This is a genomic window from Sporacetigenium sp. TC11 (genome assembly GCF_058146105.1).
Genome location: NZ_JBYVNY010000001.1, coordinates 410,721 through 436,796, shown reverse-complemented (window position 1 = coordinate 436,796; position 26,076 = coordinate 410,721). Strand labels below are relative to the sequence as shown.

26 protein-coding genes, 1 riboswitch and 1 other annotated feature are annotated in these 26,076 nt (G+C 29.8%); of the genes, 25 read left to right on the top strand and 1 reads right to left on the bottom strand.

Translation table 11 applies throughout. From position 1 onward, the window contains the following. Nucleotides 1-9: 9 nt before the first annotated feature. From ACUSRV_RS02145 to ACUSRV_RS02030, 24 genes are all read left to right on the top strand, one after another. Nucleotides 10-270: a YlmC/YmxH family sporulation protein gene (locus tag ACUSRV_RS02145; RefSeq protein ID WP_490140264.1), complete on the top strand. Its 261-nt coding sequence runs from the start codon at nt 10-12 to the stop codon at nt 268-270. 51 nt (nt 271-321) lie between these two features. Then, nucleotides 322-777 (top strand): transcriptional regulator NrdR, encoded by a 456-nt coding sequence (gene nrdR / locus ACUSRV_RS02140; RefSeq protein ID WP_490140263.1) that lies wholly within the window; start codon nt 322-324, stop codon nt 775-777. Nucleotides 778-783: 6 nt separating this feature from the next. Continuing rightward, nucleotides 784-1,494, top strand: coding sequence for a peptidoglycan editing factor PgeF (gene pgeF, locus ACUSRV_RS02135; RefSeq protein ID WP_490140262.1), 711 nt, complete (start codon nt 784-786; stop codon nt 1,492-1,494). Between the two features lie 9 nt (nt 1,495-1,503). After that, the gene (locus ACUSRV_RS02130) at nt 1,504-2,193 is read left to right on the top strand and encodes a winged helix-turn-helix domain-containing protein (RefSeq protein WP_490140261.1); all 690 of its coding nucleotides are present in this window, start codon (nt 1,504-1,506) and stop codon (nt 2,191-2,193) included. Between the two features lie 22 nt (nt 2,194-2,215). Next, nucleotides 2,216-3,499, top strand: a complete 1,284-nt coding sequence (locus ACUSRV_RS02125) for a sensor histidine kinase (protein WP_490140260.1) — start codon at nt 2,216-2,218, stop codon at nt 3,497-3,499. An 89-nt stretch (nt 3,500-3,588) separates the two neighbouring features. Next, nucleotides 3,589-4,524: a YIEGIA domain-containing protein gene (locus ACUSRV_RS02120; RefSeq protein WP_490140259.1), complete on the top strand. Its 936-nt coding sequence runs from the start codon at nt 3,589-3,591 to the stop codon at nt 4,522-4,524. A gap of 13 nt (nt 4,525-4,537) precedes the next feature. Then, a complete protein-coding gene (locus tag ACUSRV_RS02115; RefSeq protein WP_490140258.1) occupies nt 4,538-5,470 on the top strand; it encodes a YIEGIA family protein in 933 nt (310 codons plus the stop codon). Then, the gene (locus tag ACUSRV_RS02110) at nt 5,470-5,667 is read left to right on the top strand and encodes a capping complex subunit for YIEGIA (RefSeq protein WP_490140257.1); all 198 of its coding nucleotides are present in this window, start codon (nt 5,470-5,472) and stop codon (nt 5,665-5,667) included. The genes ACUSRV_RS02115 and ACUSRV_RS02110 overlap by 1 nt, the downstream gene beginning before the upstream one ends. A 112-nt stretch (nt 5,668-5,779) precedes the next feature. Further along, nucleotides 5,780-7,108, top strand: a complete 1,329-nt coding sequence (locus tag ACUSRV_RS02105; protein ID WP_490140256.1) for a DUF512 domain-containing protein — start codon at nt 5,780-5,782, stop codon at nt 7,106-7,108. A gap of 9 nt (nt 7,109-7,117) precedes the next feature. After that, a complete protein-coding gene (gene der / locus ACUSRV_RS02100) occupies nt 7,118-8,446 on the top strand; it encodes a ribosome biogenesis GTPase Der (protein ID WP_490140255.1) in 1,329 nt (442 codons plus the stop codon). Between the two features lie 26 nt (nt 8,447-8,472). Further along, nucleotides 8,473-9,090, top strand: coding sequence for a glycerol-3-phosphate 1-O-acyltransferase PlsY (gene plsY / locus ACUSRV_RS02095; RefSeq protein WP_490140254.1), 618 nt, complete (start codon nt 8,473-8,475; stop codon nt 9,088-9,090). A 22-nt stretch (nt 9,091-9,112) separates the two neighbouring features. Beyond that, nucleotides 9,113-10,135, top strand: coding sequence for an NAD(P)H-dependent glycerol-3-phosphate dehydrogenase (locus tag ACUSRV_RS02090; protein WP_490140253.1), 1,023 nt, complete (start codon nt 9,113-9,115; stop codon nt 10,133-10,135). Nucleotides 10,136-10,191: 56 nt separating this feature from the next. After that, nucleotides 10,192-10,371, top strand: a riboswitch (Lysine riboswitch). A 107-nt stretch (nt 10,372-10,478) separates the two neighbouring features. Then, nucleotides 10,479-11,690 carry an aspartate kinase gene (gene dapG / locus ACUSRV_RS02085; RefSeq protein ID WP_490140252.1) on the top strand — a complete coding sequence of 404 codons (1,212 nt, stop codon included), beginning with the start codon at nt 10,479-10,481 and terminating at the stop codon, nt 11,688-11,690. A gap of 173 nt (nt 11,691-11,863) precedes the next feature. After that, entirely contained in the window at nt 11,864-13,336 is a 1,473-nt protein-coding gene (gene spoIVA / locus ACUSRV_RS02080) for a stage IV sporulation protein A (RefSeq protein WP_490140251.1), read from the top strand. A gap of 190 nt (nt 13,337-13,526) precedes the next feature. Further along, nucleotides 13,527-14,999, top strand: a complete 1,473-nt coding sequence (locus ACUSRV_RS02075) for an alanine/glycine:cation symporter family protein (protein ID WP_490140250.1) — start codon at nt 13,527-13,529, stop codon at nt 14,997-14,999. Between the two features lie 150 nt (nt 15,000-15,149). Next, a complete protein-coding gene (locus tag ACUSRV_RS02070; protein ID WP_490140249.1) occupies nt 15,150-16,394 on the top strand; it encodes a hypothetical protein in 1,245 nt (414 codons plus the stop codon). A gap of 8 nt (nt 16,395-16,402) precedes the next feature. Further along, nucleotides 16,403-17,104: a YggS family pyridoxal phosphate-dependent enzyme gene (locus ACUSRV_RS02065; protein ID WP_490140248.1), complete on the top strand. Its 702-nt coding sequence runs from the start codon at nt 16,403-16,405 to the stop codon at nt 17,102-17,104. A gap of 52 nt (nt 17,105-17,156) precedes the next feature. Next, the gene (locus ACUSRV_RS02060) at nt 17,157-17,618 is read left to right on the top strand and encodes a cell division protein SepF (protein WP_490140247.1); all 462 of its coding nucleotides are present in this window, start codon (nt 17,157-17,159) and stop codon (nt 17,616-17,618) included. Nucleotides 17,619-17,633: 15 nt separating this feature from the next. Continuing rightward, nucleotides 17,634-17,891, top strand: coding sequence for a YggT family protein (locus ACUSRV_RS02055; RefSeq protein WP_490140246.1), 258 nt, complete (start codon nt 17,634-17,636; stop codon nt 17,889-17,891). A gap of 8 nt (nt 17,892-17,899) precedes the next feature. After that, nucleotides 17,900-18,688 carry a YlmH family RNA-binding protein gene (locus ACUSRV_RS02050; protein WP_490140245.1) on the top strand — a complete coding sequence of 263 codons (789 nt, stop codon included), beginning with the start codon at nt 17,900-17,902 and terminating at the stop codon, nt 18,686-18,688. A 13-nt stretch (nt 18,689-18,701) separates the two neighbouring features. Then, nucleotides 18,702-19,202: a DivIVA domain-containing protein gene (locus ACUSRV_RS02045; protein WP_490140244.1), complete on the top strand. Its 501-nt coding sequence runs from the start codon at nt 18,702-18,704 to the stop codon at nt 19,200-19,202. Between the two features lie 61 nt (nt 19,203-19,263). Further along, nucleotides 19,264-19,497, top strand: a binding site (T-box leader). 59 nt (nt 19,498-19,556) lie between these two features. Next, nucleotides 19,557-22,667, top strand: coding sequence for an isoleucine--tRNA ligase (ileS, locus tag ACUSRV_RS02040; RefSeq protein WP_490140243.1), 3,111 nt, complete (start codon nt 19,557-19,559; stop codon nt 22,665-22,667). A gap of 103 nt (nt 22,668-22,770) precedes the next feature. Further along, nucleotides 22,771-23,469 carry a 5'-methylthioadenosine/adenosylhomocysteine nucleosidase gene (locus tag ACUSRV_RS02035; RefSeq protein WP_490140242.1) on the top strand — a complete coding sequence of 233 codons (699 nt, stop codon included), beginning with the start codon at nt 22,771-22,773 and terminating at the stop codon, nt 23,467-23,469. 99 nt (nt 23,470-23,568) lie between these two features. Next, complete coding sequence (locus ACUSRV_RS02030; RefSeq protein WP_490140241.1) at nt 23,569-24,312, top strand: TIGR00266 family protein; 744 nt, start codon at nt 23,569-23,571, stop codon at nt 24,310-24,312. A 38-nt stretch (nt 24,313-24,350) separates the two neighbouring features. On the opposite strand, the gene ACUSRV_RS02025 is transcribed toward ACUSRV_RS02030, so the two are convergent. Then, a complete protein-coding gene (locus ACUSRV_RS02025) occupies nt 24,351-24,875 on the bottom strand; it encodes a VanZ family protein (protein WP_490140240.1) in 525 nt (174 codons plus the stop codon). Nucleotides 24,876-25,025: 150 nt separating this feature from the next. Between ACUSRV_RS02025 and trpS the strand changes: the two genes are divergently transcribed. Continuing rightward, nucleotides 25,026-26,030, top strand: a complete 1,005-nt coding sequence (trpS, locus tag ACUSRV_RS02020) for a tryptophan--tRNA ligase (protein WP_490140239.1) — start codon at nt 25,026-25,028, stop codon at nt 26,028-26,030. Nucleotides 26,031-26,076: the final 46 nt, after the last annotated feature.

Below are 26,076 nucleotides of genomic sequence, written 5' to 3'. Positions count from 1 at the left end.
GCGATTAATATGATTAGAATATCTGATATAATGGAAAAAGAAGTTATAAATGTAAAAAATGGAAAAAGGTTAGGTTTTATTACAGATATAGAAATAGATTCTAATGAAGGAAAATTAGTATCTTTTACTATTGTAGGAGACGGTGGTAGAGGATTTTTCTCTAGACATGAGGACCAAGTAGTATTTTGGAATGATATATTAAAAATAGGATGTGACACAATAATAGTTAATATAGGATCTGATTTTAATATAGATGAATTAGAAGTTTAGTTATATAATAAAAATTAATAAATACATACAAATGATTTGGAGGTGCGAGCAATGCAATGTCCGTACTGTAAATATGCAGAATCTAAAGTTGTAGATTCTAGACATACAGATGATAATTCTATAAGAAGAAGAAGAGAATGTGAAGATTGTAAAAAGAGATTTACTACTTATGAAAAAATAGAAATGGTTCCTATTATGGTTACAAAAAAGGATAATAATATAGAAATATTTGATAGAAATAAGATACTAAATGGAATAATAAAATCATGTGAAAAAAGACCTGTATCTATGAAGGACATAGAAAATGTAGTTTCATCTATAGAAAACGATATAAATAAAAATATGTCTACAGAAGTAAGAAGCGAAATGATAGGTGAAATGGTAATGGATAAATTGAAATATTTAGATGAAGTAGCATATGTAAGATTTGCATCTGTTTATAGGCGATTTAAAGATATAAATACTTTTTTGTCTGAATTGGAAAATATACTAAAGGAAAAAAGGTGATGAACAGTGGAAAAATATATAGCATTTGATGAAATTAATAAAAAATATCCTTTTGTAAAAATTGCTTTTACAACTAGCAAGGTGGATATGGCAAATAGAGAAGATAGAAAAACTATTTGCGATGAACTAGGATTTAATTATGAAAATATGACAAATAATAAACAAATTCATTCAGGTATAGTAAATACAATAAATAAAGAAGATATTGGTATTATAAAAGATGGCGATGCATTAATTACAAACTTAACTAATGTTCCTCTTATAACATTTGTAGCAGATTGCGTATCTATAGCATTTATAGATCCAGTAAAAAAGACAATAGGTGTAGCTCATGCTGGATGGCGTGGAACATATGAAAATATATGCTCAAAAGTAATTCAAGAAATGAAGAAAAATTATGATTCTAATCCAAAAGATATATTATGTGTCATAGGTGCTTCTATAGGACCATGTTGTTATGAAGTAAGTGATGAGTTAATTCAAAAATTTAACACAAATATTACAATTCAAAATGAAAAATTCTATATAATTAAAGAAGGAAAACCTCATTTAGATTTATGGAAAATAAATGAGATTACTTTGGAAAAGAGTGGAATACTAAGAGAAAATATATTTAACTTAGAGTTGTGTACAAGTTGTAATAAAGATATGTTTCACTCTTATAGAAAACACAATCAAACTTCAAAACGCTTGGGAATGATAATAGGGCTCATATAAGGAGGACACATGAACATAAAAGTACTCGTAGTTGACGATGAGGAACATATAGTAGAATTAGTTAAGTTTAACTTAGAAACAGAGGGATTTGATGTTGAAGTAGCCTACGATGGATTGGATGGTTTTGTAAAAGCTAGGGATACAAAACCAGATTTAATATTTTTAGATTGGATGCTCCCAGGTATAAGTGGAATAGATATACTTAAGAAAATAAGAAGCGATAAAGAATTATCAAATACACCAGTTATAATGCTTACGGCAAAAAATATGGAAAGTGATAAAATACAAGGTTTAGATGTAGGAGCTGATGACTATATAACTAAACCTTTTAGTGTTAAAGAGGTACTAGCTAGAACTAATGCTGTTTTAAGACGATATGGTGGTGTTTCTAAGTCTACAGAGACAGTATTAGTATTAGAGGATATAAAGGTTGATTTACAAAAACACGAGGTTACGAAAAATGGACAAAAGTTAGAATTAACTTTAAAGGAATTTGAACTTCTTAAAATGCTTCTTCAAAATAGAGGAAGAGTTTTATCCAGAAATCACTTATTAGATAAAATATGGGGATATGAATATTACGGCGAAACTAGAACTGTAGATGTTCATATAAGACATCTTAGAAAGAAAATTGAAGATGAATCTAAACATGAAAGGTTTATAGAAACTATAAGAGGTGTAGGGTATAAAATAAACTAAAACTTTTGTAGAAGGTGGACATATGGACGTACAAATATACTTACTTATTATATTGTTAGTAGCTATAGCTTCTATAATAGCTTTTAGGTATATAGCACAAATAAGAAGATATCTAAAAGAATTTATAAATGTATCGAGTAAGGTGAGTCATGGAGATTTAAATGCAAAGATAGATAGTTCATATAAGGGGGAATTTGGAAAATTAACTTCAAATTTCAACTTTATGATAGACAAAATAAACTACACTATAAAAGAGCTAGAAGATAAGAATATACAGTTAACATCTATAGTTACAAGTATATCTCATGGTATTCTTGCTATAGATGTAGATGGCAATATAATGTTAATTAATGAAAAAGCTATTAAAATATTTAAATATAATGATAAAGACAGAGTAGAAGGAAAGCACATAAGGGACGTTATTAGAGAACCTATAATATTGAAAGAAATAGATAATATACTAATAAACAATAAAAATATAAAGAAAGAAATAAAAATAAATGATGATTTATATTATCAACTAAAAATGGACCCTATATATATAGAAGATGGACAAAGGTTGATTATAGGGTCTATTATAAATATAGAAAATATATCTGAAAAAGTAAGGTTAGAAAGAATGAGAACTGATTTCGTTGCTAATGTAACACATGAATTAAAAACCCCACTTACATCTATAAGTGGGTTTGTTGAAACATTAAAGATAAATGAAAATTTGGATGTAAATACGAGAAATAGGTTTTTGTCCATAATAGAAACAGAATCAGATAGGCTAAAAAGACTTATAAATGATATATTATTTTTAGCTTTTGTTGAAAGTCATGAAAAAAAACATATAGAGCCAGTAAAACTTATAGATGTTTTTAATGAAGTACATGATTTGACAATAGGTTTGGCTAAGTCAAAAAATATAAGTTTTAATCACCACTTTTCAAATAATGACATGATTTTAATTACAAATAGAGATTATATAAAACAAATATTCGTAAATTTAATAGACAACGCCATAAAGTATACAAATGATGGTGGCGTTATTAGAGTATACGTTGAAGATGGAATAGATAATATAAAAATAAAAGTAAAAGATACGGGTATAGGAATACCTAAAGAAGATATAAACAGAGTATTTGAAAGATTTTATAGAGTAGACAAAGCAAGAAGTAAGAAAGCTGGAGGAACTGGACTAGGCCTTGCTATAGTAAAGCACATAGTAAAATCTCTAGATGGCTTTTTATATGTTAACAGTGAACTAAATAAAGGTAGTGAATTTATAGTAAATATACCTAAGAGAAAATTTCCTTATTAATTAATAAGGAAATTTTTTTGTTTATAAATTTTTTTTTCATTTTTGCAAACAATAATTACAGTAATAATAAATGTAAAGGAGTTGAAAAAATGAAAGATGCTACCTTATTTAGACATGCATTCCTAACAGCTACATTAGTAGGAATACTTGCAAGAGTCATAATGATTAGAGTAGTAAATAAACAATACCCATCAAGACCTCAAGATTATGTAGAACAGCTTACTCTTTCAATAATTGCATCTTCTCTTGGTGCAATAGCTTTTCCTGCTCTTATAGATAAAGAATATGCAGCACTTACTTTTCTTGCTGTAGCAGTACAACAATTCCAACAAGTTGCAGAGCAAGAAAGATTAACAATGCAAAACGTAGATAATACAGATTTAGTATCTAGAGGATCTATGTATATCGAGGAAGTATCGAGGACATATGAAGTAAGAAGCCATTTAAGTGTGTTTTCTGCCCTTTCTGCATCTATAACGTTTATAGGTCTTAGACTTTATATGGGTATGACCCTTTGGCCTACTGTAATATGGTCATTTGTAGCAGGGGGGATAACTGCCTTTTTATTTAGAAAGATACTCCGAAGAGGGAGTATAGATGATATAGCAGAAGTTATACCAGCTACAATATCATTTGATGGACCTTTGTTAAAGGTAAATGAAGTAGTTATTTCTAATATAGGTTTGGATTCTTCAAAGAAAAGATATCTAGAAAAAGGACTGGCAATTGAGATAAAGCCTAATGATTCAATAGCATCGGGTATATTAAATGATTTAGGTCAAAGACAAGCAATAGTTCATAATATATATATACACATGGGATTGGATAGAGATGTAGATGAGCCAGACTTCATACCTATACCTAGAAGGAGTTCAAAGAATGATTCTATAGTTATACCTTTTGTTCCTTTGGTAAAGGATATAGATGAATTAATAAAAGCTGCTAAAAGTACTCCTATACTCGAACAAGCAAAGGGCAAACATCAAGCTTATTCAAAAGATGAAGTATTAACTCAAGGTAAGTAGAAGGGGTGATTAAATGATAAAAATGATATTCGTAGTTGCCATGGCTACTGGTATATTGTCTAGAATTTTAACTTTAAATTTAGATAGTAAACAATATCCATCTCAACCAAATATTTTGGTATCCCAAATGGTCTTAGCTGTAATTGCATCTGCTTTAGGTGCACTTTTAGTTCCTGCATTAGCTAATCAATCTTACACGTCTATAACATTTTTATCCCTGGCAGCTGAGCAGTTTAGATCAGTTAGAAAAGATCAAAGAAATACTCTTCAAAATTTAGAAGATTTGCAACTTGTAAAAAGAGGAGAATCTTATATAGAAGAAATAGCTAGAACTTATGAAACAAGAAACTATATATGTATATTAACGGCAATAATGACAGGTTTTGTGTATAGATTTGCAACAGTAGAGTTTCATATGACTGAAGGTATAAGTATAACATTAGGAGCAATAATTGGAGTTGCATTAGCTCTTATATTAAAAAAAGTGACTCAACGACAAAGTTTAGGAGATATAGCAGATGTAGTTCCCGCTAAAATAAATTTTGATGGTCCACTAATAAAGGTAGATGACGTAGTAATAAGTAATATAGGACTTGAATCTTCAAAACAAAGATTTTTAGAAGAAGGATTAGCTATTAGAATAATACCTAAAGATGGAGATTATGTAAAGGCAGGAATCATAAATAATCCAGGACAAAGGCAGGCTATAGCCCACACTGCATATATAAGAATGGGAGTTTTTAGAGATGCTGATGAACCAGACTTTACGCCATTAATAAGAAGAGACCCAAATGATCAAAGTATGGTAATGCCATTTGTTCCTCTAAAAAAAGATATGGATAAACTTATAGAAGCAGTTAAAAGCGCTCCTGTTCTTGAAACTGCGAAAGGTAAAAATATTGCACTGAAAAAATACAATACAAATAAGAAAGGAAGTGCTTCTTAATGGGTATAAATATAGGTATAACAGAAGCTGTACTGGCCATAATAACTATGGATAAGAATATGAAAAGTGCAGCATACCCAGTATTTTATGCAGAAAATCAAGAAGAATTACAAAATAGAGCTTTAATAATATCAAAAACTATGGGCGGAATGGTTCATGATGCTTTAAATGGAACTCTTATGATAGTTAAGCACTAATTTAAAAGGTACCTTTAAGGTACCTTTTAGTATATAAATGCCTACTCATTGACGATTTATGTCAAAACGTGGTATTATAACTTGATACATTAAAATAGGTGTGGTGAGATAAATGGAAGTTAATGTAAAAAGTATTAATAATGTAATAAGTAAGGTTTATAATAATAGTATTGCAGAGGAAATTGGAATAGAAGTTGGAGATGTACTTATAAGTATAAATGGTCAAAGAATTCAAGATATTATAGAATATAAATTCTTAATAAGCGATGAATACTTAGAAGTTGAAATACAAAAAATCAATAGAGAAATATACATATATGAAATAGAAAAAGACTATGACGAAGATTTAGGTATAGAATTTTCGAATCCTATAATAGATAAAGCAAAGAGTTGTAGAAATAAATGTATGTTTTGTTTTATAGACCAACTACCTAAAGGAATGAGAGACACTCTTTACTTTAAGGATGACGATTCAAGACTTTCTTTCTTACAAGGAAATTTTATAACTTTGACGAATATGACTGATGAAGATATAAACAACATAATAAAGTATAGAATAAGCCCTATAAACATATCAGTTCATACTACAAACCCAGAACTTAGAGTTAAAATGTTGAGTAATAAAAATGCAGGAAAATTATATGATACAATGAAAAAACTATATGATGCCAATATAGAAATGAATTGTCAAATAGTTTTATGCCCTGGAGTAAACGACAAAGATGAATTAAATAGAACACTAGAGGATTTATCACATTTTTATCCTTACGTTAATAGTGCCGCAGTAGTTCCAGTGGGACTTACAAAACATAGAGAAGGACTATTTGAACTGGATATATTTAATAAAAAATCTTCAAAAGAACTTATAAATCAAATCAGAGAAATTCAATCTATGTATTTAAACAAGTTAGGAACTAGATTCGTATTTTTATCCGACGAGTTTTATATAATAGGTGATGAAAAGCTGTTAGATTATGATGAGTATGAAGGATTTATTCAATTGGAAAACGGAGTAGGACTTATGTGCAAGTTTGAGTCTGAAGTTCATGAGTATATAAAAAATTTACCAAAGAATAAATTAAAAAGCAACAAAAAAGTTTCCATAGCAACAGGATCTTCATCTTATGAATTTATGAAGAAAATAGCAAGTTATATAATGAATAATATAAGTGGACTAGACATAGTAGTATATAAAATAGACAATGTATTTTTTGGAGAAACAATAACTGTTTCAGGTCTAATAACAGCAAGTGACATTGTAAGTCAACTTAAAGATAAAGACTTAGGAGAAAATTTATTTATACCAAGAAGTATGTTAAAAGCTGATGAAGAAGTATTTTTAGATGATATAACTTTAGAAGGATTATCAAAAAAACTAAACATAGACGTAGTGCCTTGTAAAGTTGAAGCAAAAGATTTTATAGATAAACTTTTGAAATAAAAAAGGAGAATGAAAATGAGTAGACCTATAGTAGCGGTAGTTGGAAGACCAAATGTTGGGAAATCCACACTATTTAATAAATTAGCAGGAAAGAGGATATCAATAGTAGAAGATACTCCTGGAGTAACAAGAGATAGAATATTTGCAGAAGGTGAATGGCTTAATAAATATTATACTTTAATAGATACAGGTGGGATAGAACCTGAAAGTGAAGATATTATATTATCTCAAATGAGAAATCAAGCTATGTTGGCTATGGAAATGGCCCATGTAATACTATTTGTAGTTGACGGAAAAACAGGTATTACACCAGATGATAAAGAAGTAGCTCAAATACTAAGAAAAACTAATAGACCTGTAATATTAGTTGTAAACAAAATCGATAATCAAAAATTTAATGATAATGTGTACGATTTCTATGAGTTGGGATTTGGTAATGTAGTTCCTATATCAAGTGTTAATGGATTGGGAATAGGAGATTTATTAGATGAAGTTGTAGAAAACTTCCCAAGAGGATTAGAGACAGAGTATGACGAAGATGTAGTAAATGTATCTATAGTTGGTAAGCCTAATGCAGGTAAATCTTCTATATTAAACAATATATTAGGAGAAGAAAGAGTTATAGTTAGTCCTATAGCAGGTACTACGAGAGATGCAATAGATACTTACTTTGAACAAGGAGATCGTAAGTATTTACTAATAGATACAGCAGGACTTAGAAAAAAGAGTAAAATACATGAAAATATAGAAAAATACAGTGCTATAAGATCAATATCTGCTGTAGATAGAGCAGATATAGTTTTAATAGTTATAGATGCTACTGAAGGAGTTACAGAACAAGATACAAAGGTTGCAGGTCTAGCTCATGATGAAGGGAAAGGCTGTATATTTGTTGTAAACAAGTGGGACTTAATAGAAAAAAATGATAAAACTATGAGTTTATATACTAAAACTATAAAAGAGAAATTCCCATTTATGATGTATGCACCAGTAATATTCGTATCAGCTAAAACTAATCAAAGAATGGCTAAAATATTAGATACTGTAAACTTTGTATCAGAAGAACAAAATAAGAGAATTTCAACTTCAGTATTAAATGACGTTATAGGTGAAGCGGTACTTCTTAATCAACCACCTTCAGATAAAGGTAAGAGACTTAAGATATACTATGCTACTCAAACGGGAGTAAAACCACCTAGATTTACTTTATTTATAAATGATACACAATTAACTCACTTCTCTTATCAAAGATATTTAGAAAATAAAATAAGAGAGAATTTTGGATTTGAAGGAACATCTATACAATTTTCATACAAGGAAAAAGACAAGAAGAGATAGAATAATAACTTATAGGGGGGAATACAGTGATAACTTATATTATTATTGCCTTAATATCTTATTTTCTAGGCAACATATCTACTTCTTATATAGTAGGCAGAAAAGTTGCTAATGTAGACATAAGAACACAAGGTTCTGGAAATGCTGGAGCTACAAATGTTTTAAGAACACTTGGGAAAAAAGCTGCTGCTATAGCCTTTATTGGAGATATACTAAAGGGAAGTATAGCAGTGGTTATAGGACGCTATTTAGCAGGTAGGTATGGACTACAGCCTTTAGATGGAGCTTATGTAGGTGCTGTATTTGTTGTTCTAGGACATAACTGGCCAGCACTTCTTGGATTTAGAGGTGGAAAGGGAGTTGCAACATCTCTTGGTACTATGCTTGCAATATATCCTATTTATGCTTTAATTTGTTTAGCTATAAGTATTTTGATTATGTATAGATCAAAATACGTGTCATTAGGTTCAATACTAGGGATTACATGTTTTCCTGTAGCGATGGTTATTATAGGAAACAATAAAGCTGCTATAGTTGGATTTATACTTACAGCAATTGCTTTATACACCCATAGAGAAAATATAAAAAGACTTAAAAATGGTACAGAAAGAAAATTAGGGGAAAAGAAAAATATTTCTAAATAAATTATTTAGGTAGGTGTTAATAATGGAAAAAATGTGTGTATTGGGTTCTGGAAGTTGGGGGACTGCCCTTGCACTTGTTCTAGGTAAAAAAGGATATAATGTATCTCTTTGGACTTTAAGTGAAGAACAATGTGATAAAATAAATACAACTAGAGAAAATATAGATTATCTTCCAGGTGTTGTAATACCTAGTAATATAAATGTTACTACTGATATAAAAGAGGCTATAAAAGATAGTGTATTAGTAGTTCTTGCTGTGCCATCTCAAGCTGTAAGATCTGTATGCCAAAACATAAAAGGAATAATAAATGACAATCAAGTTTTGGTTGATGTAGCTAAGGGACTTGAAAAAGGAACAGGGCTTAGAATGTCTGAAGTTGTTAAAGAAGAACTTCCAAATAATAAATATGTTGTATTATCAGGACCTTCACATGCAGAAGAAGTTGGAAAAGACATACCTACTACAGTAGTTGCAGCATCACATAACATAAAAGATGCAGAACTTGTACAAGATGCATTTATGACTCCAAAATTTAGAGTTTATACAAATCCTGATGTCATTGGAGTAGAACTTGGTGGAGCATTAAAAAACATAATAGCATTTGGAGCAGGTGTATGTGATGGATTAGGATATGGTGACAATACAAAAGCTGCTCTTATGACTAGAGGAATAAGAGAAGTAGCTAGGCTAGGTGTAGCTATGGGAGCTGAGCCTAATACATTTTCTGGATTGTCTGGTATAGGTGATTTAATAGTTACATGTACTAGTATGCATAGTAGAAATAGAAGAGCTGGAATTCTTATAGGACAAGGAAAGAGTTTGGAAGAAACTTTGGCGACAGTAAAAATGGTAGTAGAAGGTATAACTGCTACTGAGGTAGCTTATGATGTATCTAAGAAGCTTAATATAGATATGCCTATAACTAATGCAATATATTCTGTACTTCATGACGGAGTAAATGCAAATGAAGCTGTTATAGGACTTATGATGAGAAATAAAACACATGAAATGGAAGAAATAGTTAATGATAGACTAGGCTTTTAATAGCCTAGTTTTTATGTTATAATAATTTTTAAATAAAAATTTAATAATAAATAAGAGAATAAGATAGAGGTCGCGTTTTCAAATAGTACTACTGTGGAGCTAAGCACGATGATATAGTGGGAAAGGTGCCAACGCCGAAATGTATAAATGATGCTTTAAGTTTATATGTTGGGGTTGTATATAATATATACAAAACTGTCACGAATATATAATATTTGTGGGGAGCTGTCTTAAGTTTTTAGATACTTATTTTTGTTTTGAATTAGTATTTCTAGAGCTTAAAGATAGTTATTTTTATCTTTAAGCTCTTTTTTATTTATAAGACATCGAGGAGGATATATAAATGAATATAATAGTGCAAAAATTTGGTGGAACATCAGTACAATCTCAGGAAAGAATGAATATGGTAAGTGATATAATACAAAATTATAAAAATGATGGATACGATGTAGTTATAGTTGTATCAGCAATGGGAAGAAAAGGTGATCCATATGCAACTGATACTTTAGTTGGATTATGCCAAAACGTGAATGAAGATTTACCAAAAAGAGAATTAGATATGATAATGCATTGCGGAGAAGTTATATCTGGATCTATATTTGTTAACTTATTAAACAGCAAAGGAATAGATGCAGTATTTTTAACAGGAGGACAAGCTGGAATAATAACAAATGGAGTATATGGAGATAGCAGAATAATAGACATAAGACCAGATAGAATATATAAAGAACTTTCAGAAGGGAAAGTCGTTGTAGTTGCAGGATTTCAAGGTATAACAGAAGATGGAGAAATTACTACTTTAGGCAGAGGCGGAAGCGATACCTCTGCTGTAGCTGTAGGGAAAGCCCTAAATTGTGATGTTGTTGAGATTTATACCGATGTAGACGGTATAATGACTGCTGATCCAAGAATACAACCTTCAGCTAAAGTGTTAAAACATATAAATTACGATGAGGTATTTCAAATGGCAGATAAGGGTGCAAAGGTTATACACCCTAGAGCTGTTGATATAGCAAAAAGTGGAAATATAACTATAAAAGTAAAAAACACTATGAACTTAGAACATGAAGGTACAGTAATAAGCGGCATAAGACCTAAGTTTGAAAATTTTGTAACATATGAAGAAAGTAGCTTAGTAACTTCAATAGCTCACCAAACTGGATTTACACAAGTCATAATAAGAAAATATAAAGAAGAAGATTTTATAAGTATATTAAATGAAATGGAAAAAAATAATGTAACTATAGATATGATAAATTTCTTCATAAAAGAAAAGGCATTTATAATAGATGCTACAAATACGAAAATAGTAAATAACATATTAGAAAAATATAATATAGAGTATGAAATAACACAAAAATGTTCAAAGGTTACTATAATAGGAAGTAAAATATCTGATGTTCCAGGGGTTATGGCAAGAATTGTAATGGTATTATCTAATAATAATATAGAACTCCTTCAAACATCGGATTCTGAGATGACAATATCTTGTTTAGTAAAAGAATCTGATATGATAAAATCTGTTAATTATCTACATGATACATTTGAACTATAAATATATTTTATAGTATGGTGTATTTAATGTTACAGGCTTGCATATATATTATTATGTATTATTTGGGGGAGAAATAATTTGTACTTATTTTAAGCTTTATCATATAAAGTTGTAATAATAACATTTCCCCCTAAATATAATTTAATAAGAAATTATATGCAGGAGGGATAAGGATGAACAACATATATGAAGATATAGCTAGAAGAACCCAGGGCGATATATACATAGGTGTAGTTGGACCTGTAAGAACAGGGAAATCTACTTTTATCAGAAAGTTTATGGAAACTTTGGTTCTTCCAAATATGGATAACGAGTACAAAAAAGAAAGAGCTTTAGACGAAATACCACAAAGTGGTTCAGGAAAGACTATAATGACTGTTGAACCTAAGTTTGTTCCAGCTGATGGTGCAGAAATAAAAATAAGAGACAATGTATCTATGAAGGTTAGAATGATTGACTGTGTAGGATACATAGTTGATGGAGCATTAGGTCACGAAGAAGATGGAAGACAAAGACTAGTTTCAACTCCATGGTCTAGTGAAGCTATGCCATTTGAAAAGGCAGCTGAAATAGGAACTAAAAAAGTTATAAGAGACCATTCAACAATAGGAATTGTTATTATAACTGATGGGACTGTAACGGGAATAGAAAGAAGAAACTACGTATATCCAGAAGAAAGAGTAATAAGCGAATTAAAGTCTCTAAATAAGCCATTTGCTATAGTATTAAATACTTTATATCCAGAAAGAGAAGAAACATTAGAGTTAAAGAGAGGTCTAGAAGAAAAATATGCAATGCCAGTTCTTCCGCTAAACATAGTTGATATGAGCGAATCAGATATAGAAAAGGTTATGGAAACTGTATTATTTGACTTTCCAGTAAGAGAAATAAATATAAACTTACCTAAGTGGGTAGAAGGATTAGAAAAAAATCACTGGGTTAAAAATAATATAATATTCTCATTAAAAGAAAGTATATCTACTATAGATAAAATAAGAGATGTCGATTCTATAGTAAGAAGTTTTATTGATTTAGATTTCTTAGATAAAACTTATTTAGATAATGTAGAATTAGGAGAAGGTATAGTTAATATAAAACTAGAAACAAAACAAGATCTATTCTACAATATACTAGAAGAAAAAAGTGGATTTAGAATAGATGGAGACTATCAATTATTAAACCTATTATCTAAATTAGCTAAAGTAAAAACTGAGTATGATAAGGTAGAGCAAGCTCTAATAGATGTTAGAACTAAGGGATATGGATTAGTTCCTCCATCATTAGATGAGTTGACACTAGCTGAACCTGAAATAGTAAAACAAGGTAAGCAATATGGAGTTAAGTTAAGAGCAACAGCTCCATCTCTACACTTAATAAGAGCTGATATAGCTACTGAAGTTTCTCCAGTTGTAGGAACAGAAAAACAAGGAGAAGAGCTAGTTAAATACTTATTAGATGGCTTTGAATCAAATCCTAGTGAAATATGGCAATCAAACATGTTTGGCAAGTCATTACATGACTTAGTAAAAGAACAATTACAAAATAAGTTATACATGATGCCAGATGATGTTAGAATAAAAATGCAAAAAACATTACAAAGAATAATAAATGAAGGAAGCGCTAATGTTATAACAATAATATTATAGAATAAAAAAAGATGCCAACCACTATGGAAGGCATCTTTTTTTATCGTTAAAAACTTGTCTCAGAAAATATAAAATATTCTAAATATTTTAGTAATTGTATTGCAATTATAGAATTAAACCAGTATAATAATCATATAATCTAATAAGTAAAGAAAATTATGAATATTATTTAAAAGGGGGAAGCTGTTTTATGGAGGGTTTTGTAAATGCGCTCAATAACATCATCTGGAGTAACGCACTTATAATTTTGTGTTTAGGAACAGGTCTTTATTTTTCTTTAAGAACTCGTTTCATGCAAGTAAGACACGTAAAAGAAATGATAATTTTATTATTAAAAGGTGAAAAATCAGAACAAGGGATATCATCTTTCCAAGCAATATGTGTTTCACTTGCTGGTCGTGTTGGTACTGGTAACATAGCAGGGGTTGCAACTGCAATAGCTATGGGGGGACCAGGAGCACTGTTTTGGATGTGGGCTATAGCATTCCTAGGTGCAGGATCAGCATTTGTTGAATCAGTATTAGGTCAGGTATACAAAGAAGAAGCAGACGGTCAATACCGTGGAGGTCCAGCGTACTATATAGAAAAGGGTATGGGGCAAAAATGGTATGGAATAACTTTTGCAGTAGCTACAGTTATAGCAATGGGATTCTTCTTACCAGGTGTTCAATCTAACTCTATAGCAGTAGGTGTTCAAAATGCATTTGGAGTAAGCACAGTTGTAACAGGTGGAATATTAGTTGTATTATTAGCAGCAATAATATATGGCGGGTTAAAAAGAATAGCTTCTTCTGCTGAATTTATAGTTCCTTTTATGGCAGGCGCTTATATATTAATGGCTATAATAATAATAATTCTTAATATAGGTCAATTACCAGATGTTATATCTTTAGTATTTAGATCTGCATTTGGTGGAGAACAAGCATTTGCTGGTATATTAGGTTCTACTATAGCTTGGGGTGTTAAAAGAGGTATATACTCAAATGAAGCTGGTCAAGGTACTGGACCACATGCTGCAGCAGCTGCAGAAGTTAATCACCCAGCTAAACAAGGTTTCGTTCAAGCATTCTCAGTATATGTTGATACATTGTTCGTATGTTCAGCTACAGGCTTTATGATATTAATGACTGGAAGCTACAATGTAGTAAGTCCAAATGGTGGATTTATAACTGAAAACTTACCAGGTGTTGAATTTGGTCCTGCATTTACTCAAATAGCAATAGATAAGTTTATACCAGGATTTGGTGGAGCATTCGTTGCTATAGCATTATTCTTCTTTGCATTTACTACATTAATGGCATATTACTACATGTCAGAAACTAATATAACTTATTTATGTAATAGAGTATTTAAAACAAATAATACAAAAGTAATGACACATATATTAAGATTAGTAATATTAGGATCTACATTCTATGGTACTATAAAAACTGCTGCATTAGCATGGACAATGGGTGATATAGGTGTTGGATTAATGGCATGGTTAAACATTATAGCTATATTAATAATGGCTAAGCCAGCACTAGCTTGTTTAAAAGATTATGAAGCTCAACAAAAAGCAGGTATTCATAGAGATGATATGACTTTTGACCCTATTAAATTAGGTATAAAAAATGCTACTTTCTGGGAAGCAAGAAATAAAAAAGTTAAAGGTAATGACTAATCTTTAAAAATAGTATTATAAATCCTAGGCATTGTGCCTAGGATTTTTTGGCTATATGGAAAATATCTATAATATTGTATTTTTAAAAGGATATGTATATTATATTGAAGAATTATTATAGTTATATATTGTTTTTTGGGGGGAACCTTTTTGAAGAAAAATAAAAAGAAACTAAGGATAAAATACACAAACATTTTTGTTGCAGGAGTTTTTATTTATATAATAGCAAATGTATTTAGCTTTTTTATAAATGGTACAATACCGACTACTATAGCTGAAAATGGAAGTGTAGAAGAGAAGATTACAAAGGAAGCTGTAGTTATTAGAGATGAACAAGTTATATTTGCAGAATACTCTGGAACTGTAAAGCCAAATACAGATGAAGGAAGTAGAATACAAAGGGGTTATAAAGTTGCAACGATATATAAAAAAGACGTAGATGAAAAAGTAGAAACTGAAATAGAAAATCTAGAAAAAGAAATAAAAGATATTAAAAAAGGTTCAAATGGAATTTTATCAAATGATATAGAAAGTATAAACTCTGATATAGAAAGGATAACTAATGAAGTACAATCTAAATCTTTAAGTAAAGATATATTTAATTTGAAAGAGAACAAGGAAGAGATAATATCTTTAGTAAATAAGAAAAACAGTATACAAAACAATAGTGTTGCAGCGACAAATATAGAAAATATGGAATCTGAAAAAGAAATACTTGAAAATAAAATAGATAAATATACAGAATTTGTTTTGGCACGTAATTCTGGAATAGTGTCTTTTAATGCAGATGGATTTGAAGATGATTTAACTTATGAAAATATGGACAAGTTAAATTTTGATATCCTTAAAAATATAGAAAATAAACCTAATTTAATAAAAGAAGACAAAAAAGTAAAGCTAGGCGATCCTATTTTAAAGGTTATAAACAATCACAACTTTTATTTAGCAGTAGTTTTAGATAATAGTGAATTTAAAAAATTCAAAGTAGGAGACAATGTAAAATTAGCAAATAAAGATATTAAATTAGATGCTATGGTTTATGATAAATATAAAGATAAAAATAGTAAAAATATAGCAATATTTGAAATTAGTCAACAAAATAGGAAAATTTATGATACAAGGGTCTTAGAATTTGATATAATATATAAGCAACTGGAAGGAATAAAAATTCCTAAAGATGCCATAATTACAAAGGATAGTAAAAAAGGAGTATATAGAATTTCAGAAACTGGTAATGTTGAATTTGTTGAGTTACAAGGAGTTTCTGGAGAAAATGACGATTTTATTGTGTTGAGTTATTTAACTATAAAATCAAATGGATTAAAAACAGTAGATTTACATGACGAAATACTTTTAAAGCCTAGTAAGGTTAAAGAAGGACAAAAGATAAAGTAGGTGATAAATTGAATTTTTTAAGACAAAACTTAGAAATAGTTAAAGGTGATATAAAAGATGCTTGTGAAAAAGCAAAAAAAGATATTGATAATATCGTATTAATAGGGGTAACTAAAACTGTAGATATACCAGTTATTGAAGAAGCAATAAAATTAGGTATAACTCATGTTGGTGAAAATAAGCCTCAGGAATTAGTAAGAAAGTATGAGGCAATAGGCGACAAAGTAAAATGGCATCTTATAGGTACTTTACAAACTAACAAAGTTAAGTACATAATAGACAAGGTACATATGATACACTCATTAGATAGAAAATCATTGTGTGATGAAATAGAAAAAAGAGCACAAGGTATAGATAGAATCATTAACTGTTTAGTTCAAGTAAATATTTCTAATGAAGAAAGTAAGCACGGCTTAAATAAGGAAGATGTTATACCTTTTATAAAAGATGTTGTATCTAATTACAAACATATAAAAATAAAGGGTCTTATGACTATGGCGATGCATTCTGATAATCCTGAAGAAACTAGATGGGTTTTTAAGGAGTTAAAATCACTTTCAAATGAAATAAAGTCACTTAATATTGAAAATGTAGATATTGATTATCTTTCAATGGGCATGAGCAATGATTTTAAAATAGCAATAGAAGAAGGTTCAAACATGGTTAGGGTTGGAACGTCTATATTTGGGGAAAGAAACTACGACATTTAATAAGATATGAGTATATCTGTTTGTTTAAAGACAATGAGGGAGGTTTTTTAAAATGGGTGAAGGATTGATAACGAAAATAAAAAAGTGGGTAACTGAGGAAGAAGTAGAAGAAATAGTTGAAGACGATTATGAATTAGAAGATGTAGCTGATGATGACTTGGTACCACACTTTAACACACAAAATGCAGGAAAAAATGGCAAAATATTAAATATACATGCTACTACTCAAATGAAGGTTGTAATATTTGAACCAAAGAGTTATGATGAGGCTCCAGCTATAGCAGATCACTTAAAGCACAGAAAGGCTGTTATAGTTAATTTAGAAAATTTAGATGATCCTGAAATGCGTAAGTCTATATTTCACTTTATAAGTGGCGCTGTATACGTTTTAGATGGAAGTATTCAAAAGGTATCTAAGGCAATATTTATATTAGCTCCAAGTAATGTAGATATTGATGCAAATATGAAAAAAGAATTAGAAACAAAAGTTTTATTCCCATGGCAAAATAAATAATAAAGGAGAATAAATATGGAGACTATAAAAAGCGCTTTACGTTTATTTTTAGAGTTTATAGAGTGGATGATAGTAGTTAGAGCCCTTATGTCTTGGTTTCCAAATAGCAGAGGTACTAAATTAAGTGCCTTTGTTTATAAAGTTACAGAACCAATAATAGGTCCTATAAGAGATCTTATGTTCAAGTTTTTCAACAGTCCTATAGACTTTTCACCTGTAATAGCATTATTGCTTTTACAAACTATAGGTAACATTGTACTTCCAATGTTATAGTAGTTTTTATGATTGATAAAAATATACTGACAAATCATATAAAAGATATAGAACTTAAAAATAAAATATATAAGGTTATAGATAAATCTATAGGTGTTTTGAAAAATTACGATTATAGATATAGCGAATTTTTAAATCCATATGAACTTAAAAATGCAATAGCAGCATTAAATGCTATAGATAATATTAGTTATAGTGTATATGGTGGATATGAGAAAGCCGAAAGAAAGCTTATTTATATCTACCCTTTTTATGTTAATGAAGAAGATATAAATAAGCCAATTAAGGCTATTAAAATAAGTGGAAATTTTAAATTTAGAAAAGTGTCTCATAGAGATTATTTAGGTTCTTTACTTGGCCTTGGAATTAAAAGGGAAAAAATAGGAGATATATTAATTCATGAAAACTTCTGTCAAGTTGTAGTTTGTGAAGATATATGTGATTATATAGTTTTAAATCTAGAGAAGGTTGGCAACAATACAATTTCTTTAGAAGAAATAGATTTAGATAATCTTATATATAGCGAACCTGAATACAAGGAAGTTAATTTTACAGCAGCGTCTGATAGACTAGATACTATTATAAGCGGTATTTATAATATATCGAGGCAAGAAAGTTCAAATTATATAAACTCCGAAAAGGTTTTTGTAGATTATGAAAAGATAACTTCTGCATCTAAAAGCATAAAAGAAAATTGTATAATATCTGTTAGAGGCCAAGGAAGAGCTATAGTTTCTCAAATAGGAGATTATACAAAAAAGGGTAGGCTTAAAGTTAAAGCTAAAATCATAATATAAAGGGGGAGTACCCGTGCTAACACCAATAGAAATAGAAAATAAAGAGTTTAAAAAAGGGTTAAGAGGATATAAAGAAGAAGAAGTAGATGAATTTTTAGATATAGTAAAAGAAGATTTTGAAAAATTATACAAAGAAAACCTTGATTTAAAGGATAAGATAAATTTATATCAAGATCAAGTTTCTAGATATAAAAATATTGAAGATACTTTAAAAGCTACTTTAATAACTGCTCAAGGTGCAGCTGAAGATACGTGTAATGCTGCAAATAAAAAAGCTCAAATAATAGTTGAAGAAGCAGAGCTTAGAGCAAGACAAATAATAGAACAAGGCAACAATCAAGTTATAGAAATAAGAAAAGAATATGATTCTCTATTAAAGGAATTTAAAATATTTAGAAATAAATTTAAATCGTTGTTAGAAGATGAAATGAGAAACATAGATGAAATCTTCGATGAAGTAGGATCAAACCTAGGATTAGAGGATAATCGAAATTTAGTTAAAAATGTCGAGTAAATAATATTGACGAACACATAAAAATATCATAAAATTTAAAATACAAACATAAAATAATAAATTAAAAGCTATGATGGAGAAAGTAAACTTTAAATGTTTTTACAGAGAGCTGGGTAAGCTGAGAACCAGTAAATCTATAAAGTTGAAGATCACTCTTAAGCTGCAGGCTGAACGATTATTATAATTCATTAAGCTGTGCCGGTGAAAACCGTTATATTAAATGAGTGTTGTATATAGATAAGCTATACCTATATACAAAATTAGGGTGGTAACGCGAGAATACCTCGTCCCTTTGTGGGGGCGAGGTTTTTTAATGCAAAAAATAAATACAAAGATAAAAGAAAGGGTGATATTATGGCAAGATTTAAACCACTAGTAGATAATTCTGTTAAAGAGGCAGAAGCTAATATCTCAAAATACTGGGATGAAGTTAACATACTAGATAAAACAATAGAAAAAGGAGAAAATGACCCTAGTTTCGTATTCTATGAAGGTCCTCCTACAGCTAATGGTAAACCAGGTATACACCATGTTTTAGCTAGAACGCTAAAAGATTCTGTATGTAGATATAAAACAATGAGTGGATATCAAGTTAAGAGAAAAGCAGGATGGGATACTCATGGTCTTCCTGTTGAAATAGAAGTTGAAAAACAATTAGGACTTTCTGATAAACAAGCTATAGAAAGTTATGGAATAGATAAATTTAATGAGAAATGTAGAGAGTCAGTTTTCTCTTATGAAAAACAATGGAGAGAAATGACTAGACGTATGGCATATGAAATAGATTTAGATAATCCATATATAACTCTAGATAACAACTATATAGAGTCTGTATGGTGGATATTAGATCAAATTAATAAAAAAGGCTTAATATATGAAGGTCATAAAATACTTCCATACTGTCCAAGATGTGGGACAGGTCTTGCATCTCATGAAGTTGCACAAGGATATAAAGAAGTTAAGACTAATACAGTTGTAGCTAAGTTCAAAAGAAAAGATGCAGAAAATGAGTATTTCTTAGCATGGACAACTACTCCATGGACTCTACCTTCAAACGTAGCACTTGCTGTTAACCCAAAGGAAACATATCTAAAGGTTAAGGCAAATGATGAAGTATACTATGTAGAAAAAACTTTAGCTCCTAAGGTTATAGGTGGAGAATTTGAAGTATTAGAAGAAATGAAAGGTCAAGATTTAGAAGGTGTTGAATATGAACAATTAATGCCTTTTGTAAAAACTGATAAGAAAGCATTCTTTATAGGAGTTGCTGATTATGTAACTACTGAAGATGGTACTGGTATAGTTCATACAGCTCCAGCATTTGGTGAAGATGACTATAACTTAGGTAGAAAATATGATTTACCAGTTATACAACCTGTTGATGAAAGTGGTAAGTTTACAACTACTCCATGGGAAGGTAGATTTGTTATGGAGGACGGTTTAGACGTAGACATAATAAAATGGTTACATAGTGAAAATAAGTTATTCAAAAAAGAAAAAGTTGTTCATAACTACCCTCACTGCTGGAGATGTCAAACCCCATTAGTATACTATGCTAAGCCAAGCTGGTATATAGAAGTGACAAAGGTAAAAGATCAATTAATAGCAAACAACAACTCTGTTGAGTGGTATCCATCTTTTGTAGGAGAAAAGAGATTTGGAAACTGGTTAGAAAACTTAAATGACTGGGCTATATCTAGAAGTAGATATTGGGGAACTCCTCTTAATATATGGACTTGTGAATGTGGCCATAAGGAATCTATAGGATCTAGAAAAGAATTAGCAGAAAAAGCTATAGAAAATATAGATGAATCTGTAGAATTACATAGACCATATGTTGATGATATACATATAAAATGTGAAAAATGTGATGGTACTATGACTAGAGTTACTGATGTTATAGACTGTTGGTTTGATAGTGGAGCTATGCCATTTGCCCAACATCACTATCCATTTGAAAACAAAGAAAGATTTGACGAATTATTCCCAGCTGACTATATATGTGAAGGTATAGACCAAACTAGAGGATGGTTCTATTCATTACTTGCTGTATCTACACTTGTTACAGGAAAACCTCCGTATAAGAGAGTTTTAGTTAATGACTTAGTTCTTGATAAAGATGGAAAGAAAATGAGTAAGTCAAGAGGTAATACAGTAAATCCATTTGAATTATTTGATAGCTATGGAGCAGATGCATTAAGATGGTACTTATTGTATGTGTCTCCACCATGGACTCCAACTAGATTTGATTTAGATGGATTAAAAGAAGTTCAAAGTAAGTTCTTAGGAACTATGAAAAATGTATATAATTTCTTCACATTATATGCTAATACTGACAATATAAATCCAGATGAATTCTTTGTTGAATACAAGGATAGACCTGAATTAGACAGATGGATATTGTCTAAATTTAACAACCTAAAGAAATTTGTTCAAGAAAACTTAGATATATTTGAATTAAATAAATCAGTTAGAGCTATACAAGACTTTATAAATGAAGACTTATCTAACTGGTATATAAGACGTTCAAGAAGAAGATTCTGGGCTACAGAGTTAACACAAGACAAAAAAGCAGTTTATAATACAACTTATGAAATATTAACAGATCTTTGTAAAATGATAGCTCCAGTTGCACCATATTTATCAGAAGAATTATATAGAAACTTAACTGGTGAAGTTTCTGTTCATTTACAAAGCTATCCAAGGGTAAATGATGAATTATTAGACTCTAAATTAGAAGAAAAAATGGACTTAGTTAAGAATCTAGTTACACTTGGTAGAGCTTCAAGAGAAGCTACAAGAATAAAGGTACGTCAGCCAATACAAAAAGTATTAGTTGATGGAAAATATGAAACTACTATAGATAATTTAGTTCCATTAATAGCAGAAGAGTTAAACGTTAAAGAAGTTGTATTTGCTAAGGATCTTGGAGAATATATGAACTTTAGCCTAAAGCCTAACTTCAAAGTTTTAGGACCTGTACTTGGATCTAAAATGAAGTTATTTGGAAACGAAATAGCTAAGCTTAATCCAGCTGATGTAGTTCCAAAACTTGAAGCTGGTGGAGTTGTAAATGTTAATATAGATGGTGAAGATTTTGAAGTAAATAAAGATCGTGTTTTAATAAATATATCTGCTAAAGAAGGCTTCAATGTAACTATGGAAAATAACGTGTTCATAATACTTGATACTACTTTAAATGAAGATTTATTAAGTGAAGGTTATGCTAGAGAGTTGATATCTAAAGTTCAACAGTTAAGAAAATCAAATGATTTCCAAGTATTAGATAATATAAAAATATACTTCAATGGAGACGATGAAATAGCTAATGCTGTTGAGAAGCACAAAGATTATATAATGAGTGAAACTTTGGCACTACAAATAAATAAAGTAGACGATGAAACTTTAGAAAAGCATAATTTAAATGATCATATGACAGGATTAAAAGTAGAAAAGGCTAACTAATTATAAAGGTCCCTAAATAGGGACCTTTTGTTTTGAAATTTTTTATGGTAAAATAGTTAAAGTTTGTAAATAATAAGTATATTGATTAAATAGGAGGATGACTATGATAAAAATAGGTATAATAGGTGCTATGGACGAAGAAGTAGATATACTAAAGGAAATAATGGAGATACAGGAAACTGTACAAAAAAGTGGACTAAAGTTTTATATAGGAAAATTAGAAGATAAAGATGTTGTATTAGTAAGATGTGGTATAGGTAAGGTAAATGCTGCACTTTGCACTCAAATATTATTAAGTGAATTTAATGTTAATTCTGTTGTTAATACAGGGGTTGCAGGAGCACTACATAATGAATTAGGTGTTTATGATATAGTTATATCAACAGATGCTATGTATCATGATTTCGATACTACTGTATTCGGAAATAAAATAGGTGAAATACCTAGAATGGATACATCTATATTTAAAGCTGATGGAAAATTAATAGATGCAGCATATGAATCTACTAAAGAAGAAGTTAGAAGTCATAAAGTAGTTAAAGGTAGAGTAGTAACAGGAGATATATTTATAAGTAGCAAGGAATTAAAAGATAAGTTAGTAAATGAACTTGGAGCATATTGTGGTGAAATGGAAGGTGCAGCTATAGCTCACGTTTGTCACGTTAATGAAGTTCCATTTGTTGTTATAAGAGCTATGTCAGATAAAGCTGATGGAAGTGCTGATGTAACATATGAAGAATTCGTACAAGAAGCTGCTCATAACTCAAAGGATATAGTTTTAAATATGTTAAGACATATATAGTAAAAGAAGTCCATATGGACTTCTTTTATAATGTAAATAATTAGAATATATAAAACATATAATTAATAGAATAATATAGAGTTTATAGGAGGGGATATTATGGATATAATAGATTACAATATACTAGGAGATGACATGCAGGTTGTAGAAATAGAGCTAGATCCTAGAGAAGGAGTACAAGCAGAAGTAGGGGCTATGCTTTATATGGAAAATAATATAAAAATGATGACATCTACAGGTGGAGGAATATTAAAAGGATTTAAGAAAATGTTAACTGGGGAAAGCTTTTTTATAACTTCGTTTATTAATGAAGGGATTAAAAGAGAAAAGGTGGCTTTTTCATCTCCTATTCCAGGGAAGATAATACCAATAGATTTAAGAACATTTGGAGGACAATTTATATGTCAAAAGGATTCTTTCTTATGTGCAGCAAAAGGTGTAGATATAGATGTAGCATTTACTAAAAAATTAGGAACAGGATTTTTTGGTGGAGAAGGTTTCATACTTCAAAAACTACAAGGTGATGGACTGGCATTTATAAACTCATGTGGTACTGTAATAGAAAAAAGACTTGAAGCTGGAGAAATTCTTAAAGTAGATACAGGTTGTATAGTTGGTTTTTCACCTGGTATTTATTACGATATACAATTTGTAGGCGGATTTAAAAATGTGCTATTTGGCGGAGAGGGTTTATTTTTAGCTAATCTTACAGGACCAGGGATCGTATATCTTCAAAGTATGCCATTTTCTAAGTTAGTAGACAGAATATATACATCTATGCCAAATTCTTATGGAAAGTCTAAAGGTGGTTTTAATATGAATTTCGGAGATTTCGACAATTAAAATTCGCTGCTCACAAAATAGGGTATCATATTGATACCCTAAGCTTTTTTATATTTATCTTTTTTAAATAAACCTAAAAATTCAACAAATGCTATTAAAATAGCTCCCATAAATACTATTCCGAAGAATGCACCTATTGAGTCTATACCCACATCTTTTAGAGATCCAGCTCTTCCTAATACGTCGAGTTGATGTATTTCATCATAGTAAGCATATATAACCGATGTTATAAATCCGAATAATCCAGATAATGTTATGCTTTTAGTAAAAACATATCCAAATAACATAAGTACAGAGCTTAGACCAAAGTACAATGAAAAGTGGGCTATTTTTCTTATTATATATTCTTTGTTGTATTGTTTCATAAGGCCGAGGTCATCTCTAAAGAATTTTATTCCTTTATCTACATATTTATTTTCGCTTATATTGAATCTATTGTCTATAATTTTAAGATAATGTAGAGCTGAATTAGATTGATTTGATGAAATTTCTCCAGGCTGTGATGAGAACCAAAATATCATAGCCATCCATATTATACAAAATATAAGTAATATCTTTTTCATTTAATCACCCCTTTATCATAAGGTACATTATAACATAATAAAATTGTATTTTAAATATTATATGCTATCATGGTTAATCTAATATTAGGTTTAACTACATAAAAATATGATATAATTAAAATATTAAAATTACATATATAGGAGGAAAATATGAGCGAAAAAAAGATTATATTTAGCGGTGCTCAGCCATCTGGCAAGTTGACACTTGGAAATTATTTAGGGGCTATACAAAACTGGGTTAAGCTTCAAGAAGAATATGACTGCCATTATTGTGTAGTTGATTTACATGCCATAACGGTTCCACAAGAAGCTAAAAATTTAAGAACAAACGTTATGCAACTTTTGGCTTTATATTTGGCTAGTGGTTTAAATCCAGATAAAAATACTATATTTATACAATCTCACGTTAGTGCACATACTGAATTAGCTTGGGTACTTAATACCATGACTTATATGGGAGAGTTAAATAGAATGACTCAATATAAAGAAAAATCTCAGAAAAGTGAGGCAAACTTAAATGCTGGGTTATTTACTTATCCTGTACTAATGGCAGCTGATATATTATTATATCAAACTGACTTAGTTCCAGTTGGAGAAGACCAAAAGCAACATTTAGAATTAGCTAGGGATTTAGCCCAGAGGTTTAATAATAGATATAGCGATACTTTTAAAATACCAGAGCCATACATACCAAAGGTTGCATCTAGAATAATGAGCTTGCAAGAGCCAACTAAGAAAATGTCTAAGTCTGATAGTAATGAAAATGGTTATATATTAGTTGTAGATGATCCTGATACAATAAGAAGAAAAATAAAACGTTGTGTTACAGATTCTATAGGAATAGTTAAAAATAGTGATGAACAGCCTGGAATAAAAAACCTTATAAGCATATATTCAAAACTTGATAATAAATCTGTAGAAGAAATAGAAGCTATGTATGAAGGCAAAGGATATGGAGATTTCAAAGCTGATGTTGCTGAAGTTATAGTGGAAAATTTAAGACCTATAAGAGAAAAATACGATGACTTATTAAAAAATAAAGATTATTTAGAATTAGTTTATGCGCAAGGTGCACAAAAGGCAGAAAAAACTGCTAGAAAGACACTTAGAAAAGTATACAAAAAAGTTGGCTTTATAGAAAAGAAATTTTTATAATAAAAAAGTCCTGATTTTCAGGACTTTTTGTATTTTATAAGACTAT